Source organism: Variovorax sp. Root434 (assembly GCF_001426595.1).
GTDB lineage: Bacteria > Pseudomonadota > Gammaproteobacteria > Burkholderiales > Burkholderiaceae_C > Variovorax.
This window is the reverse complement of sequence record NZ_LMEK01000001.1, coordinates 327,776-341,075: the sequence shown is the minus strand read 5'-3', so window position 1 is coordinate 341,075 and position 13,300 is coordinate 327,776. Positions and strand designations below refer to the sequence as shown.

Genomic DNA, 13,300 nt, shown 5'->3' with positions numbered 1-13,300 from the left:
CCTGGCGCCGTTTTTTTATGCCTTGCAATGAGCCGGTAGCTCGCATCGCCGCGCGAATGCCATGCTGGATCGCCGGGATATCTTCAGGGTGCGTCGGGCTACGACGCGGTCATGGCCCGCTCGGGACTCCGGGTGCGCGCCCCCGCCCCGCGCTCATCCGCCTGCCGCTGCAGACGCTCAGCTCTCGACCTGCGCCGCGCGCTTCCACGCCTCGGCGGCCTGCTCGGTGTCGTTGCGGTCTTCGGCCAGCCTGGCCAGTGCAAGCCAGGCGCGGCGGTACAGCTCGGTGTCCTGCAGTCCCAGGCCGGCCTGCGTCAGCAACTGCTGGGCCTTGCCCCACAGCTGGCGCTTCATGCAGGCCATGCCCGCGAGGTATTGCAGGTTCGGATCGCGCGGATTGTTGCGCTGTGCACTTTCGATGCGCGCCAGCCAGTCGGCGTCCACCGAATCGAGCCCCGCTTCGAGCGCGCGCGCGAGCTTGACGCGCAACGCGTCGCCCAGCCCACGCGGATTGGCCACCATGCGCTCCCAGGCCGGCAGCAGCCAGCCACGCGCCAGTGCGAGGTCGCCGCGCAGCGCGACCATCCGTTGCGCGGCATGGATTGCCACCTCGGGCATTCCGCGTTCGTTGGCATCGAGTTCGGTCCAGGCGCGAAGCAGCTGCGCAGGATCGTGCGCGCCCGACAGCAACTCGGTCGCGAGACCCCGCACGATGCTCTGCGCCGCGGCTTCCGAGAACGCCCGGTGCTTGGCCAGCAGGCGCGCGGTTTCGAGCGCCTCGAGCGTGCGGCGATCCTGCCGCGCCGCCTTGAGCCGCAGCCGCAGGGCCAGCGTGCGGCGCTGCGCGCCTTGCGGCAGCTCTTCGAGCCGCGCGAGCGCCGCCGCCGCATCGCGGTCCTCGAGCGCCCAGCGCGCCGCGCGCAGCTGCACGCCTTCGCGCGTCTCCGGGCTGGCGAGCACGGCGCGGTCCGCACTTTCGTTGAGGGCCTGCTGCAGGTGCGCGTCGCGCGCCGGCTTGTCCTGCAGGGCCTGTGCGCTCTCGGCGGCCAGCAGGTGCGACAGCACGCGCACCTGCTGCGCCTGCGGCAGGCTGGCGCCGAGGGCCGCCAGCGTTTTTTCCTGTGTGAGCGCGGCCTGGGCGGCCTTGCGCGCGCGCGAGAAGCGGCCCGCGATCAGCTGCACCATCGCATCGAGCAGGGCCGCATGCAGCGTGCGCTCCTTCTGCTGCAGGCGCCACTGGCGCGCCTGCGTCGGCAGCGAGAACAACGCCGCCAGCGCCCGCAGCGCCGCGTGCAGCAGCACGAAGGCCACCAGCAGGATCACGAGCACGAGGTTGAGCGACAGGTCGACGCGCCACGGCGGCCAGAACACGGTGATGGTGCCCTGGTTGTTGCCTGCGAACAGGGCGACGGCCGCGGCGACGGCGAACAGCGCGAGGAGCCAGATTGCGGCGCGCATTCCCGGTCAGCGTCCTGCAGCCGCGGTGGCCAGTGCCGCCAGCGTGTCGTCGATGCGCACCGGCTCGGTCGTCTTCATCTGGGCCTGCAACTGCTGCAGCAGCGTGGCGGCAGCCTGGGTGCGGCGCGATGCGGGATCGAAATAGCGGTTGAGCGACGCGGTCACCTGCGACAGTTCGCTGCGCGTGGCTTCCATCTGTCGCGACAGCAGCGACAGGCGCGCGTTGAGCAGCTTGAGCTTGAGGTTCTCGCGCAGGAAATAGGACTGCTCGGGCGCCAGCAGGATCGCCTCCGGACTCTGGATGCGGCCGACGCGCACCAGCGAGCGGGCTTCGCCGCGCACCGTGAGCAGCGCGCGCTGCCACCACGGCGCATCGGCGGGAATCGGTTCGGCCTGCCAGGCGTTGGTGCCGTTGCCGCGCACGGCAACCGCGTTGAGCGTGGGCAGGTCGTCCACGCCGCGCATCAGTTCGTCGAGCTTCTGAAGCGCTTCGGCGCTGTCGGTGCTGACGCTGCTGCGCAGGCGGTCGGCATCGCGCTGCATGGCCCGCTGCAGGGGGGTCAGCCGCGGCTGCGCGGCACGCGCGATACGCACGTCGCCGGCCTTGAGCGCGGCCAGCAGCGGCTCGACGCTGCCCGTGACCTGTGCCTGCTGCAAGGCAAGGCGCACGGCCGAGTCGATGTCGACCACGAGGTTCTCGTCGCGCGAACGCGAGAGGCTTTGAATCAGTTCTTCGAGCTGCGAGCGCTGCAGCGCGACTTCGGCCACGCGGGTTTCGACCAGTGCCACACGGGCCGAAGCCTCGCGCACGGTATCGCTCGCCTGGCGCGCCAGCGTGCGCGCCTCCATCGATTGCGCGATGGCGTCGGCGCTCTGGCGCGCCAGTTGCTCCTTCATGCCGCTGACCTTCTGCCACAGCGCGATCGCAATCAGCAATGCGGCCAGCGCCACGAGGGCCACCAGGCCGAATCCCAGGCGGGAGAGGAGCAGCGCGCCCGCGGCCTGCGCGGCCGGCGTCTGGTGCGGTGCCAGCGTGGCAGGCACCGGCGCGGTGGCAGCGGTTGGGGAAGAAGAGGAAAGATCGTCTGACGGGGACGCGGCGCTCATGCCAGGGATTCTATAGACGCGATCAGTGCATCCAGCAGCGGCGTGCATACACGCAACGCCCCAAAACCCGCGGCCCGCGCAGCTTCGCCGATGCGTGCATGCGTGGCGACCGCGCTTGCGGCATGCCAGTCGACGCCAGGCATCGCCCGCTGGAGATTGCCGATGGCCTCGGAACTGCTGAAGAGCCAGATCGCGCGGCCCTCGGCACCATCGATGGCCAACTGGTGTTGTACGACGTCCAGCGATGGCGACAGCCGGCGGTATGCCACCACGGTGTCGCGACGGCCGCCCGCGGCATCGATCTCGTTGGCGAGCCAGTCGCGCCCCGTCGGTCGTCCGGCCTCGTCGCCGCCACGCACGATCAGCACGCGCACGCCGGCCGATACCTGAGCCTGCACGCGCTCCCACAGCGCTTCGGAGTCGAAGCGCGTGGCTTCGGGCGGCGGCGCTTCGATGGACCCGGTCGGCACGCCGGCACGAAGCAAGGCGCGCGTGGTACCCGGCCCCGTGGCCCAGAAGCGGCATCCCGCCAATGCGCGGGCAGGCTCCCTGTGCTGGAAGAAATGCTCGACGGCCGTGGCGCTCACGAACATCAGCGCCGAGTAGTCCGCGAGTTGGCGCCACGCCGTGCGCAAGGGCTCGGCATCGACCACCGGCTCGATCACGATGAGCGGCAGCGCGACTGCGTCGAGCCCCGCTGCGCGCAGGTCGCTCACCCATTGCACTGCCTCGCGCGCCGGCCGCGTGACGATGACGGGACGAGCGGTCATGCGATGACCACGGATGTCAGTGGGCTCCGGCGTCGCGCAGCAGCGCCGCGGCGCGCTGGCCGAGCGCGTCGGCCTCGGCGAAGCCGGCGGCGGGCGCCAGCGCATGCACCTTCACCAGCGGCGCGTTGCCTTCCGGGTCGCCCCACGCTGCATCGATGCGCAGCGCGCCGTCGGCCTGCCATCGCGCGTGGGCCGCGAGCGGCATCGAGCAGCTGCCGCCCATTGCGCGGCTCACCGCGCGCTCGGCGGTGGTGGAAAGCCAGTCGCCGTCATGGGCCAGCGAGCCCAGCAGGTCGACGAGGTCGGTGCGGTCCGCGCGCACCTCGATGCCCAATGCACCCTGCCCCGCGGCCGGCAGCATGGTGTCGGGGTCGAAAGCCACGCGGATGCGGCTCTCGAGCCCCAGCCGCTTGAGCCCGGCCGCTGCCAGCACGATGGCGTCGTACTGTCCTTCGTCGAGCTTGCGCAGGCGGGTGTCGAGATTGCCACGCAGCGGTTCGATGCGCAGGTCGGGCCGCAGCGCGCGCAGCAGCACCACGCGGCGCAGGCTGGAGGTGCCGACCACCGCGCCCTGCGGCAGTGCGCCGAGCGAGTCGTAGCGCGGGGAGACGAGCGCGTCGCGCGGGTCTTCGCGCTCCAGCACGCAGGCGAGCGCGAAGCCTTCGGGCAGGTCCATCGGCACGTCTTTCAGCGAATGGACAGCGATGTCGGCGCGCCCTTCTTCGAGCGCGAGTTCGAGCTCTTTCACGAAGAGCCCCTTGCCGCCCACCTTGCTGAGCGAACGATCGAGGATCTGGTCGCCGGTGGTGGTCAGGCCGAGCAGGCTGACCGTGTGGCCCTTTTCTTGCAAAAGCGCCTGCACGTGTTCGGCTTGCCAGAGTGCCAGGCGGCTTTCGCGCGTGGCGATCACGATATTGCTCAAGACCTGTTCCAAAAGTACGTGTTCCAAACCCTTGGAATGCTAGCATGTTGCGCCGCAGCAACGCAGGCGGCGCATCCATTCAAGAAGTCCAGGACCAACATCGAATGAAAGCCAGCAAGACCCCTGCTCCCCCCAAGCGCCGCCAGGCCGAAGACCAGCCGTTGATCGACGACATCCGGCTCCTGGGCCGGATCCTCGGCGACGTGATCCGGGAGCAGGAGGGAGACGAGACCTACGCGCTGGTCGAGAAGATCCGCACCCTGTCCGTGGCTTTTCGCCGCGATGCCGACCACGCCGCCGACCGCGCGCTGAAGAACCTGCTCAAGGGCCTGAGCGCGGCCGAGACGGTGCGCGTGATCCGCGCCTTCACCTACTTCAGCCACCTGGCCAACCTCGCGGAAGACCGTCACCAGATCCGCCGCCGCACCGAAACCGAGCGCGCCGGCGAAAGCGTCGACGGCGACCTGCAGACCGCACTCGCCCGCATCCGCAAGGCCGGCGTGAAGCCCGACGAGATCGTTGCCTCGCTGGCCCACAGCTACGTCTCGCCAGTGCTCACCGCGCATCCGACCGAAGTGCAGCGCAAGAGCATCCTCGACGCCGAGCGCGCCATCGCGCAACTGCTCACCGCGCGCGACGAGATCAAGCTGCGCCAGAGCGCCTACGCCGGGGGAAAGGATGCGCTCACGCCGCTCGAATTCGCCGAGAACGAAACGCAGATGCGCATCCGCGTCACGCAGATCTGGCAGACGCGCCTGCTGCGCTTTTCCAAGCTCACCGTGGCCGACGAGATCGAGAACGCGCTGAGCTACTACGAAGCCACCTTCCTGCGCGAGATTCCGCGCGTGTACGCCGACCTCGAAAAGGCACTGGCCCAGGGCGGCCACACGCCTTCGGTCGCCCCCTTCCTGCGCATGGGCCAGTGGATCGGCGGCGACCGCGACGGCAACCCCAACGTCACCGCCGAGACGCTCGAATACGCACTGAGCCGCCAGTGCGAACTGGCGCTGCGCTATTACCTCACCGAGGTGCACTACCTGGGCAGCGAGCTGTCGCTGTCGGCCACGCTGGTCGACGTGTCGGTCGAGATGCAGGCGCTGGCCGAGCGCTCGCCCGACAAGAGCGAACACCGCAAGGACGAGCCTTACCGCCGCGCGCTCACCGGCGTGTATGCGCGCCTCGCGGCCACGCTGCGCGAGCTCACCGGCGGCGAGGCTGCGCGCCATGCCGTCTCGCCGCAGAACCCGTATGCCGCGGCCGAAGAGTTCCTGGCCGACCTGCGCACCGTGGCCGAGTCGCTCGAGGAAAAGCACGGCAATGTGCTCGCCGCACCGCGCCTGCTGCCGCTGATCCGCGCGGTCGAAGTGTTCGGCTTCCACTTGGCCACCGTCGACCTGCGCCAGAGCTCCGACAAGCACGAGGCCGTGATCGCCGAGCTGCTGGCCACGGCGCGCATCGAGCCTTCGTACGCCTCGCTGGCCGAAGAGGCCAAGCAGACGCTGCTGCTCAAGCTGCTCGACGACGCCCGCCCGTTGCGCGTGCCCGACGCCGACTACTCGCCACTCGCGAAGAGCGAACTGGCCATCTTCGCCGCCGCTCGCACCGCGCGTGCGCGCTATGGCGCGGCGGCCATCCGCCACTACATCATCAGCCACACCGAAACGGTGAGCGACCTGCTCGAGGCGCTGCTGCTGCAGAAGGAAGTGGGCCTGCTGCGCGGCGCAATGGCCACCAACGCGGTGTGCGACCTGATCGTGGTGCCGCTGTTCGAAACCATCGAAGACCTGCGCAACGCCGCGCCCATCGTGCGTGCCTTCTACGCGCTGCCGAACATCCAGGCCCTCATCGAACGCTCGGGCGCCGAACAGGACGTGATGCTCGGCTACAGCGACAGCAACAAGGACGGCGGCATCTTTACCAGCAACTGGGAGCTTTACCGCGCGGGCATCGCGCTGGTGTCGCTGTTCGACGAGCTGAACAAGAAAAAGGCCAACCCGATTCGCCTGCGGATGTTCCACGGCCGCGGCGGCACGGTGGGACGCGGCGGCGGCCCGAGCTACCAGGCGATCCTCGCGCAGCCGCCGGGCACGGTGCGCGGCCAGATCCGCCTCACCGAACAGGGCGAAGTCATCGGTTCGAAGTACGCCAACCGCGAGATCGGCCGGCGCAACCTCGAGACGCTGGTGGCCGCCACGCTCGAAGCCACGCTGCTGCCGCAGGGCAAGCTGGCGCCGGCCACCTTCCTCTCGGCGGCCGGCGAACTGTCGACCGCGAGCATGGCCGCATACCGCAAGCTGGTGTACGAAACCCCGGGCTTCGGCGACTACTTCTTCGGCTCCACGCCGATCCGCGAGATCGCCGAACTCAACATCGGCTCGCGCCCCGCGTCGCGCAACCCCAGCCACAAGATCGACGACCTGCGCGCGGTGCCGTGGAGCTTCAGCTGGGGCCAGTGCCGCCTGACCATTCCGGGCTGGTTCGGTTTCGGTTCGGGCGTGGAGCAGTTCCTGGCCGCCGCCGGCACCGCCGCGGGCAAGAAGGAACGCGTGGCCCTGCTGCAGCGGATGTACGCGCAGTGGCCCTTCTTCCGCACGCTGCTGTCGAACATGGACATGGTGCTGGCCAAGAGCGACCTCGCGCTGGCCTCGCGCTACGCCGAGCTGGTTACGGACCGCAAGCTGCGCCAGAAGGTGTTCTCGATGATCGATGCCGAATGGCACCGCACATCGGATGCGCTCACGCTCATCACCGGCGCGAAGCAGCGGCTCGAAGGCAACGCCGAGATGCAGCGCTCGGTGCGCCACCGTTTCCCCTACATCGACCCGCTGCATCACCTGCAGGTCGAGCTGATGCGGCGCTACCGCGCGGGCGACGGCGGTGAGCGGCTGCAGCGCGGCATTCACATCTCGATCAACGGGGTGGCGGCGGGGCTGCGCAACACGGGCTGACGCATCCGGGGGAGAGGCGAAAGCGGGCATAGACTCGCGGCCCCAACACCCAAGAGAGATCGCCATGAAAGGCTCCTGCCTCTGCGGCACCGTCCGGTACGAAGCCGCCCGCCTCGCCGGGCCCATCGCCCACTGCCATTGCGCGACCTGCCGCAAGGCGCACAGCGCGGCCTTCACCACGACCGCTCGCGTCGACAGGTCCGACTTCCGCTGGACTGCGGGCGAAGACGCCATCGGCTCCTTCGAGTCGACGCCCGGCAAGCTGCGCCGTTTCTGCACCCGCTGCGGCACGCACCTCGTCGCCGAATGGGTGGCGCAGCCGCAGGTGATCCTGCGCCTGGGTTCGCTCGACGACGACCCGGGCCAGCGGCCCACCGCGCACATCTGGACCTCGCACGAAGTGCCGTGGCTGGACCACGCTGGCGACATTCCCTCCTTTGCGGAAGCGGCGCCGCCCAAGGCATGAGCACGAAGATCCAGTTCCGCCGAAAGGTCATCGTCGCCGTCCTGCTGTGCGTGGCCATCGGCGGCGCCGTCGTGCGGCACTACGCAGTGCCCGGCTCCACCACCCGCGACATCGGCACGCTGCTGATGGTGCTGTGGGTGCCGATCATCGGCAACGTCATCGCGTGGCTCATCAGCAAGCGGCCACGCCGCGCGCCGCCGCCCGCGGCCGTGGCGCCACCGAGCTTCGACACGCTGGGCGCGTTCGCGCCGCATGTGCTCGCCGAGCTCACCTTCCGCAAGCCGGCCCTGCCCTCGCAGGACATTCCTATCGCGCCGGGCGAATACCGCTGCGCGCTGGTGATCGACAAGGAAGGCTTCTCGGCGCGCTGGGTCGTGCCGCCAGGCGATGCGCTGGAACGCGGCAAGCCTGCAGCGCTGGAGATCGAGTTCCTCTCGCCGGCCATTGCCCAACCGAAGTTTCCGCAGGGTGCGGCCTTTCGTGTGCTGATCGGCCACTCGTTCATCGCCGATGGCCGGATATTGCAGCTGCGACCGGCGCTCCCCTGAGCCGCGACAGCGGGCATTCGGATGGCGATAGCCATCAAAAGGGCCGATTGTTCGCCCTCGGGAAACTGACTACTGCTTCCCAGCCCCTATGTCGCGCACGCGACCGCTCGCACACTCGAATGCCTCTTCACCAGCATTGGCGTGCTCATCGCCGGTGCTTCCAAGGACCGCATTCCATGATGAATTCACCCAGCAGCAACCCCTGCATCGACGAGCTCGCGAGCGCGGCGGCACCCGCACCGGCCTCGGCCTCCCGCTCCGCATGGCTTGCCGTCGGCTCCATCGCCGTCGGCACCTTCGCCATGGTCTCGACCGAGTTCATGCCCATCGGACTGCTGACCGACATTGCGCGCGGGCTTAACGTGTCCGACGGCACGGCCGGCCTGATGGTCACCATGCCCGGCGTGCTGGCCGCCTTCGCCGGCCCGGCGCTGATCGTCGCTTCGGGCAAGCTCGACCGCCGCACCGTGCTGATCGCGCTCACCACGCTGCTGATCGCCTCGAACCTGCTCGCCGCCTTCGCGCCCAACTTCGCCACCATGCTGGTCGCGCGCCTACTGCTCGGCTTGTGCGTCGGCGGCTTCTGGACCTTCGCGCCCGCCGCCGCCACGCAGCTGGTGCCGCATGCCTCGCAGGCGCGGGCCATGTCGTACGTGCTCGCCGGCGTGTCGGCCGCCACCGTGCTCGGCGTGCCGGCCGGCTCCTTCCTCGGCACGCTGTTCGGCTGGCGCGCCTCGTTCGCCGTGACCGGTGCTCTCGCCACGTTCGTGCTGCTGGTGCAGCTGTGGCTGCTGCCATCGATTCCGCCGGTGCGCGCCATCGGCGCACGCGACCTGCTGACGCCGCTCACGCGCCGCATGGCGCAGGTCGGCCTGCTCGCGGTGCTGTTCTTCATCGCCGGCCACTTCGCGGCCTACACCTACCTGAAGCCGCTGCTGCAGCAGGTGTTCGGCCTGGCGCCCAACTCGGTTTCGACGCTGCTGCTGGTCTACGGCGCGGTGGGCTTCGTCGGCACTTTCGTCGGCGGCAGCCTCGTGGCGCGCAGCGTGCGCGGCACCACCCTGCTGGCGGCGCTGATGCTCGCGACGGCGCTGCTGCTGACGACCGTGATCGGCTCCGGCTTCGTGCCGGGCGCGGTGGTAGTCGTGATCTGGGGCGTGGCCTTCGGCCTGATCCCGGTGGCGCTGACCGGCTGGATGATGGAAGCGGTGCCCGACGCGCCCGAAGCCGGCCAAGCCCTGCTGGTGAGCGGCTTCCAGGTGGCGATCGCCTCGGGCGCGCTGATCGGCGGCGTGACGGTCGACAGCTTCGGCATCTCCAGCGCGATGGTGCTCAGCGGCGTGCTGGTGCTGATCGCCGCGCTGATTGTCGGCACGCTGGGCCGGGCGCGCGGCGGCGCGGCGCTGGCCGCCATTCCCGAATAACGAGAACCTGGCTAGCGGCGGGCGGGCTTTCCGGCCGCCACGAGGGCATCGAGCACTGCGCGCAAGGCCTTGCTGACGGGCTTGTCCCGCCGCATCACCACGGCCAGCGTGCGGTGCATGCGGGGATTCAACCGGCTGGCCTTCAGCTCGGGATGGGCGCCACGGCCCACCATCGACATGCCGGGCACGATGGCATGGCCCAGCCCTGCGGCCACCATTTCCTTCATCGCCTCGACGCTGCCCAGCTCCATCACGGGCTGCGGCTGCAGGCCCTGCGCAGCGAACCAGCGGTCGACCAGCTTGCGCGTATTGGCGGCGGGCTCGAACAGCACCAGCGGCAACGCGCCCAGGTCGCCCGGCGCCACCCTCGCCTTCGGTGGCGAGGAGTCCGCCCGGCCGATCGCGACGAACTCGTCATCGAGCACCGGCAACACCGCCAGCGACCGCCCCGCCACCGGCAGCGTGACCAGCGCGAGGTCGAGGCTGTTCTCTTCCACCTTGCGCGCCTGGTCTTCCGTGTTGCCGGTGCTCACCACCACGCCGAGTTCCGGAAACCGTTCGCGCAGGCCGCGCAGCACGGCCGGCAGGAAATGCAGGCAGGCCGTGGCGCCCGTGCCCAGCCGCACCCGGCCCGCGATGCCGCTCGCATGGTCGGCCAGCGCATCGATCGCGTTCTCCACCGCGGCGTCGATGTGCGGCATGTGGCGCAGCAGCTCCATGCCCGCGGGCGTGGCCTTCGCGCGCTTGCCGACGCGCTCGACGAGGCGCACCGCCAGGCGACGCTCCAGCTGGCGGACCTGGAGGCTCACAGCGGGCTGCGAGAGACCGAGCCGGTCGGCGGCGGCCGAGAAGCTGCCCGTTTCGATCACCAGCCCGAAGGACCTGAGCTGGTCGAGGTTCAGCGACTTTTCCAAAGTATTTCTCATGCCTTGCATATCTTGGCGAAGCTTCACTTATCGAATGTGGATCGTCAAGATCGGGGCATGCCATCGCAATCCATCGCTTCCGCCACCGTCGAAGTCCTCGACGCCGAACCGCACCACATGGCCGCCGTGCAGGCCATCTACAGCCACTATGTGCTGCACGACCTCTGCTCCTTCGAGGAAGAAGTGCCCACCGTCGAGCTGATGCAGGTGCGCCGTGCCGACGTAGCCGCTCGCGGCCTCCCCTACCTCGTGGCGACGATCGGCGGCGAAGTGGCCGGCTATGCCTACGCCACGGCCTACCGCGCCCGCTCCGCTTACCGCCATACGGTGGAAGACTCGATCTACGTCGCGCACGGCATGCACGGCCACGGCATCGGCCGGGCGCTGCTGCACGAAGTGATCCGCCGCTGCACCGACAGCGGCTTCACGCAGATGGTGGCGGTCGTCGGCAACAGCGCGAACATGGGCTCGCAGCGGCTGCACGAAAAACTGGGCTTCGATCGGGTCGGCGTGCTGCGCGACGTCGGCTTCAAGTTCGGTCGGTGGGTGGACACCGTGTTGATGCAGCGCGCCCTGCGCTGAGCCCCGCGCCGAACGACGACGGCGCCCGGGAGCGGCCGGCTTGCGCTGCTGTGCGCAGCCCTACTCCCCCAGCAGCTCCCCGACCGGCTGCAGGTCCTCGACCCGGTCGCAGATCGACTTGATCACCATCGTGATCGGAATCCCCAGCAGCAGCCCCCAGATACCCCAGAGCCAGCCCCAGAAGATCACCCCGACAAACACGGCCACCGGGTTCATGCGGCTGGTGCGGCTGGTGAGCCAGGGCATGAGCAGGTTGCCGACCAGCGTGTGGATGACCAGCGAGGTGCCGGCCACCAGCAGGCCCATCTGCAGCGTGTTGAACTGCAGGAAGGCCACGAGTCCGGCCGCCGAAAGCACGATCACCGAGCCGATGTAGGGAATGAGGTTGGTGACCGCCGCGAGGATGCCCCAGACGGCAGCGTTCTCGAGGCCGATGGCCCAGAACGAGAGGCCGGTGGCGAGGCCGACCAGCGCGCTCGTGAAGATCTGCACCAGCAGATAGCGCTCGATGTTGCGCGTGATGTCGTCGAGCACATGCACGGTGACTTTCTTCTTCTGCAGGCTCGGCCCGGTGATCTTGATCAGCTTGCGCCGGAAGGTGTCGCCCGAGCACAGCGCGAAGTACGTCAGAAAGGCCACCAGCGTGAGCTGCCCCATGGCGCTGAGCAGCCCGACGGTGCCGCTCAGCAGGTAGTCGCGCACGTTGAAGTTGGGCCGTTCGACGATGACGCGCGCCACGCCCTTGCGCGCCGCCACGCGGGCCGAGTTTTCCTCGGCGGCGCGTTCGAGCTGGGCGGCGGCCTGTTGCACGCTTTCGAGCGGCGTGGCGCTGGCGTTCCTGTCCCTGCGCATCGCCTGCCCGAGCTTCTGTGCTGCGATCGGCAGCGCATCGAGCAGCTGCGAGGCATTCCCCGAGAGCGAGTAGCCGGTCCAGCCCACTCCGCCGAACACGCCCGCGAGGATCAGCGCCGCGCCGATCCAGCGCGGCAGCTTCCAGCGATACAGGCGCTCGACCAGCGGCGACAGCGCATAGGCCAGCAACAGGCTCAGCATCAGCGGAATGAACACCGCCTTCGCCCACTGCAGCGTGAAGACCGTGGCCAGCACCGCGAGCAGAACCAGGGAGGCGCTGCGCACGTCGATCGGCATGTCCAGCACCAGGCGTTCGCGCCCGGTCGGCGCGGGTTGCGCGAGCAGTTCCTCCGGCGAAGGTTCGGGCGGGGGTTCGGACGCGGCCTCGGATGCAGGCGCGGCAGCCGGAGGCTCCGCGGAGGCTTCGGCGGGTGCGGGCTTTTCTTCGGAGGCCGGGGGTTTCTGCTCGTCGTTCATCGCGTTTCCTTCAGCACTTCGCGCACCGCGGCGAGCTGGCGGCGCGACACGGCCACGGGTTCAGGAATGGCGTCGAGCCGCAGCGCCCAGCCTTCGGCGTCCTCGCCATCGTCGTACTTTTCCAATGCGCGGATGGCCCAGCGCGCCACCAGCGCATTGCGGTGCACGCGCAGGAAGCGGTTCGGATAGCGCTCCTCGAACTCGTTGAGCGAGCCGTCGAGGATGTGGCTGCGCGTGGCGGTGCGCACGGTGAGGTACTTGTATTCGGACTTGAGGTAGAGCACCTCCGACAGCGGCACGCGTTCGGCGCGGCCGCGGTCCTGGATCAGCACCGCCTCGGGTACCTGGGCCTCGGCCTGCAGTGCACGGCGCTCCTTCAGGAAGCGCTCGGCCTTCTGCAGCGCCTGCTGCAGGCGCTCGGCGCGCACGGGCTTGGTCAGGTAGTCGACCGCATCGAGATCGAAGGCCGTCACCGCATGGCTCGCATGCGCGGTCACGAACACCACGGCCGGCGCGTCGGGCCGGCTGCGCAGCGCGCGCGCCACCTCGATGCCGTCGACGCCGGGCATGTGCACGTCGAGCAGCACGAGGTCGAGCGCCAGCGCAGCAAGATGCCGCTGCGCTTCGGCGCCCTGCGAGGCTTCGGCCACCACGTCGGCGGCAGGCGAGGTGCAGTCGCGCAGCAGCGTGCGCATGCGCGAACGCGCCAGGGCTTCGTCGTCGACGATCAGTGTCCTGAGGGTCATGCAGTCTCTCTTCTTCTCTTTCGGTGAACACCGCGGAACCGGCTTTGCCGGGCCGCAGGTGTTGCTCCCGGCAG

The 13,300-nt window shown here is 69.5% G+C and carries 12 protein-coding genes; 5 read left to right on the top strand and 7 right to left on the bottom strand.

The features are described from left to right. Positions 1–177: 177 nt before the first annotated feature. From ASD05_RS01570 to hemC, 4 genes are read right to left on the bottom strand one after another with little or no spacing between them, the layout of a single operon-like run. Positions 178–1,458 carry a heme biosynthesis protein HemY gene (locus tag ASD05_RS01570; protein WP_056586681.1) on the bottom strand — a complete coding sequence of 427 codons (1,281 nt, stop codon included), beginning with the start codon at positions 1,456–1,458 and terminating at the stop codon, positions 178–180. 6 nt (positions 1,459–1,464) lie between these two features. Continuing rightward, the gene (locus tag ASD05_RS01565; protein ID WP_056586677.1) at positions 1,465–2,565 is read right to left on the bottom strand and encodes a uroporphyrinogen-III C-methyltransferase; all 1,101 of its coding nucleotides are present in this window, start codon (positions 2,563–2,565) and stop codon (positions 1,465–1,467) included. Then, positions 2,562–3,335, bottom strand: coding sequence for a uroporphyrinogen-III synthase (locus ASD05_RS01560; protein ID WP_056586674.1), 774 nt, complete (start codon positions 3,333–3,335; stop codon positions 2,562–2,564). Before ASD05_RS01560 ends, ASD05_RS01565 begins: the two co-directional genes overlap by 4 nt. A 16-nt stretch (positions 3,336–3,351) precedes the next feature. Next, on the bottom strand, positions 3,352–4,257 hold the full coding sequence (gene hemC / locus ASD05_RS01555) for a hydroxymethylbilane synthase (protein WP_235507827.1): 906 nt from the start codon (positions 4,255–4,257) through the stop codon (positions 3,352–3,354). A 104-nt stretch (positions 4,258–4,361) separates the two neighbouring features. On the opposite strand from hemC, the gene ppc reads away from it, so the two are divergent. From ppc to ASD05_RS01535, 4 genes are all read left to right on the top strand, one after another. Continuing rightward, positions 4,362–7,205 (top strand): phosphoenolpyruvate carboxylase, encoded by a 2,844-nt coding sequence (gene ppc / locus ASD05_RS01550; RefSeq protein ID WP_056586670.1) that lies wholly within the window; start codon positions 4,362–4,364, stop codon positions 7,203–7,205. Between the two features lie 64 nt (positions 7,206–7,269). Continuing rightward, entirely contained in the window at positions 7,270–7,671 is a 402-nt protein-coding gene (locus ASD05_RS01545) for a GFA family protein (RefSeq protein ID WP_056586667.1), read from the top strand. Continuing rightward, positions 7,668–8,219, top strand: coding sequence for a hypothetical protein (locus ASD05_RS01540; RefSeq protein ID WP_056586663.1), 552 nt, complete (start codon positions 7,668–7,670; stop codon positions 8,217–8,219). The genes ASD05_RS01545 and ASD05_RS01540 overlap by 4 nt, the downstream gene beginning before the upstream one ends. A 176-nt stretch (positions 8,220–8,395) precedes the next feature. After that, positions 8,396–9,643 carry an MFS transporter gene (locus tag ASD05_RS01535; RefSeq protein ID WP_082571933.1) on the top strand — a complete coding sequence of 416 codons (1,248 nt, stop codon included), beginning with the start codon at positions 8,396–8,398 and terminating at the stop codon, positions 9,641–9,643. An 11-nt stretch (positions 9,644–9,654) separates the two neighbouring features. Here the strand turns inward: ASD05_RS01535 and ASD05_RS01530 are convergent, their stop codons facing one another. After that, positions 9,655–10,578 carry a LysR family transcriptional regulator gene (locus tag ASD05_RS01530; protein ID WP_056586660.1) on the bottom strand — a complete coding sequence of 308 codons (924 nt, stop codon included), beginning with the start codon at positions 10,576–10,578 and terminating at the stop codon, positions 9,655–9,657. 48 nt (positions 10,579–10,626) lie between these two features. Between ASD05_RS01530 and ASD05_RS01525 the strand changes: the two genes are divergently transcribed. Beyond that, complete coding sequence (locus ASD05_RS01525; RefSeq protein ID WP_056586657.1) at positions 10,627–11,151, top strand: GNAT family N-acetyltransferase; 525 nt, start codon at positions 10,627–10,629, stop codon at positions 11,149–11,151. A gap of 60 nt (positions 11,152–11,211) precedes the next feature. On the opposite strand, the gene ASD05_RS01520 is transcribed toward ASD05_RS01525, so the two are convergent. Both ASD05_RS01520 and ASD05_RS01515 read right to left on the bottom strand, forming a co-directional pair. Further along, positions 11,212–12,480: an AI-2E family transporter gene (locus ASD05_RS01520; RefSeq protein WP_056586656.1), complete on the bottom strand. Its 1,269-nt coding sequence runs from the start codon at positions 12,478–12,480 to the stop codon at positions 11,212–11,214. Next, complete coding sequence (locus tag ASD05_RS01515) at positions 12,477–13,226, bottom strand: LytR/AlgR family response regulator transcription factor (protein ID WP_056586653.1); 750 nt, start codon at positions 13,224–13,226, stop codon at positions 12,477–12,479. Before ASD05_RS01515 ends, ASD05_RS01520 begins: the two co-directional genes overlap by 4 nt. Positions 13,227–13,300 lie beyond the last annotated feature (74 nt).

Excerpts from the sequence above, each read along its gene's own strand:
- ppc (WP_056586670.1), top strand. The coding sequence starts at position 4,362 with ATGAAAGCCAGCAAGACCCCTGCTCCCCCCAAGCGCCGCCAGGCCGAA.
- ASD05_RS01540 (WP_056586663.1), top strand. The coding sequence starts at position 7,668 with ATGAGCACGAAGATCCAGTTCCGCCGAAAGGTCATCGTCGCCGTCCTG.
- ASD05_RS01565 (WP_056586677.1), bottom strand. The coding sequence starts at position 2,565 with ATGAGCGCCGCGTCCCCGTCAGACGATCTTTCCTCTTCTTCCCCAACC.
- ASD05_RS01545 (WP_056586667.1), top strand. The coding sequence starts at position 7,270 with ATGAAAGGCTCCTGCCTCTGCGGCACCGTCCGGTACGAAGCCGCCCGC.
- ASD05_RS01570 (WP_056586681.1), bottom strand. The coding sequence starts at position 1,458 with ATGCGCGCCGCAATCTGGCTCCTCGCGCTGTTCGCCGTCGCCGCGGCC.
- ASD05_RS01535 (WP_082571933.1), top strand. The coding sequence starts at position 8,396 with ATGATGAATTCACCCAGCAGCAACCCCTGCATCGACGAGCTCGCGAGC.
- ASD05_RS01520 (WP_056586656.1), bottom strand. The coding sequence starts at position 12,480 with ATGAACGACGAGCAGAAACCCCCGGCCTCCGAAGAAAAGCCCGCACCC.
- ASD05_RS01530 (WP_056586660.1), bottom strand. The coding sequence starts at position 10,578 with ATGCAAGGCATGAGAAATACTTTGGAAAAGTCGCTGAACCTCGACCAG.
- ASD05_RS01515 (WP_056586653.1), bottom strand. The coding sequence starts at position 13,226 with ATGACCCTCAGGACACTGATCGTCGACGACGAAGCCCTGGCGCGTTCG.
- ASD05_RS01560 (WP_056586674.1), bottom strand. The coding sequence starts at position 3,335 with ATGACCGCTCGTCCCGTCATCGTCACGCGGCCGGCGCGCGAGGCAGTG.
- ASD05_RS01525 (WP_056586657.1), top strand. The coding sequence starts at position 10,627 with ATGCCATCGCAATCCATCGCTTCCGCCACCGTCGAAGTCCTCGACGCC.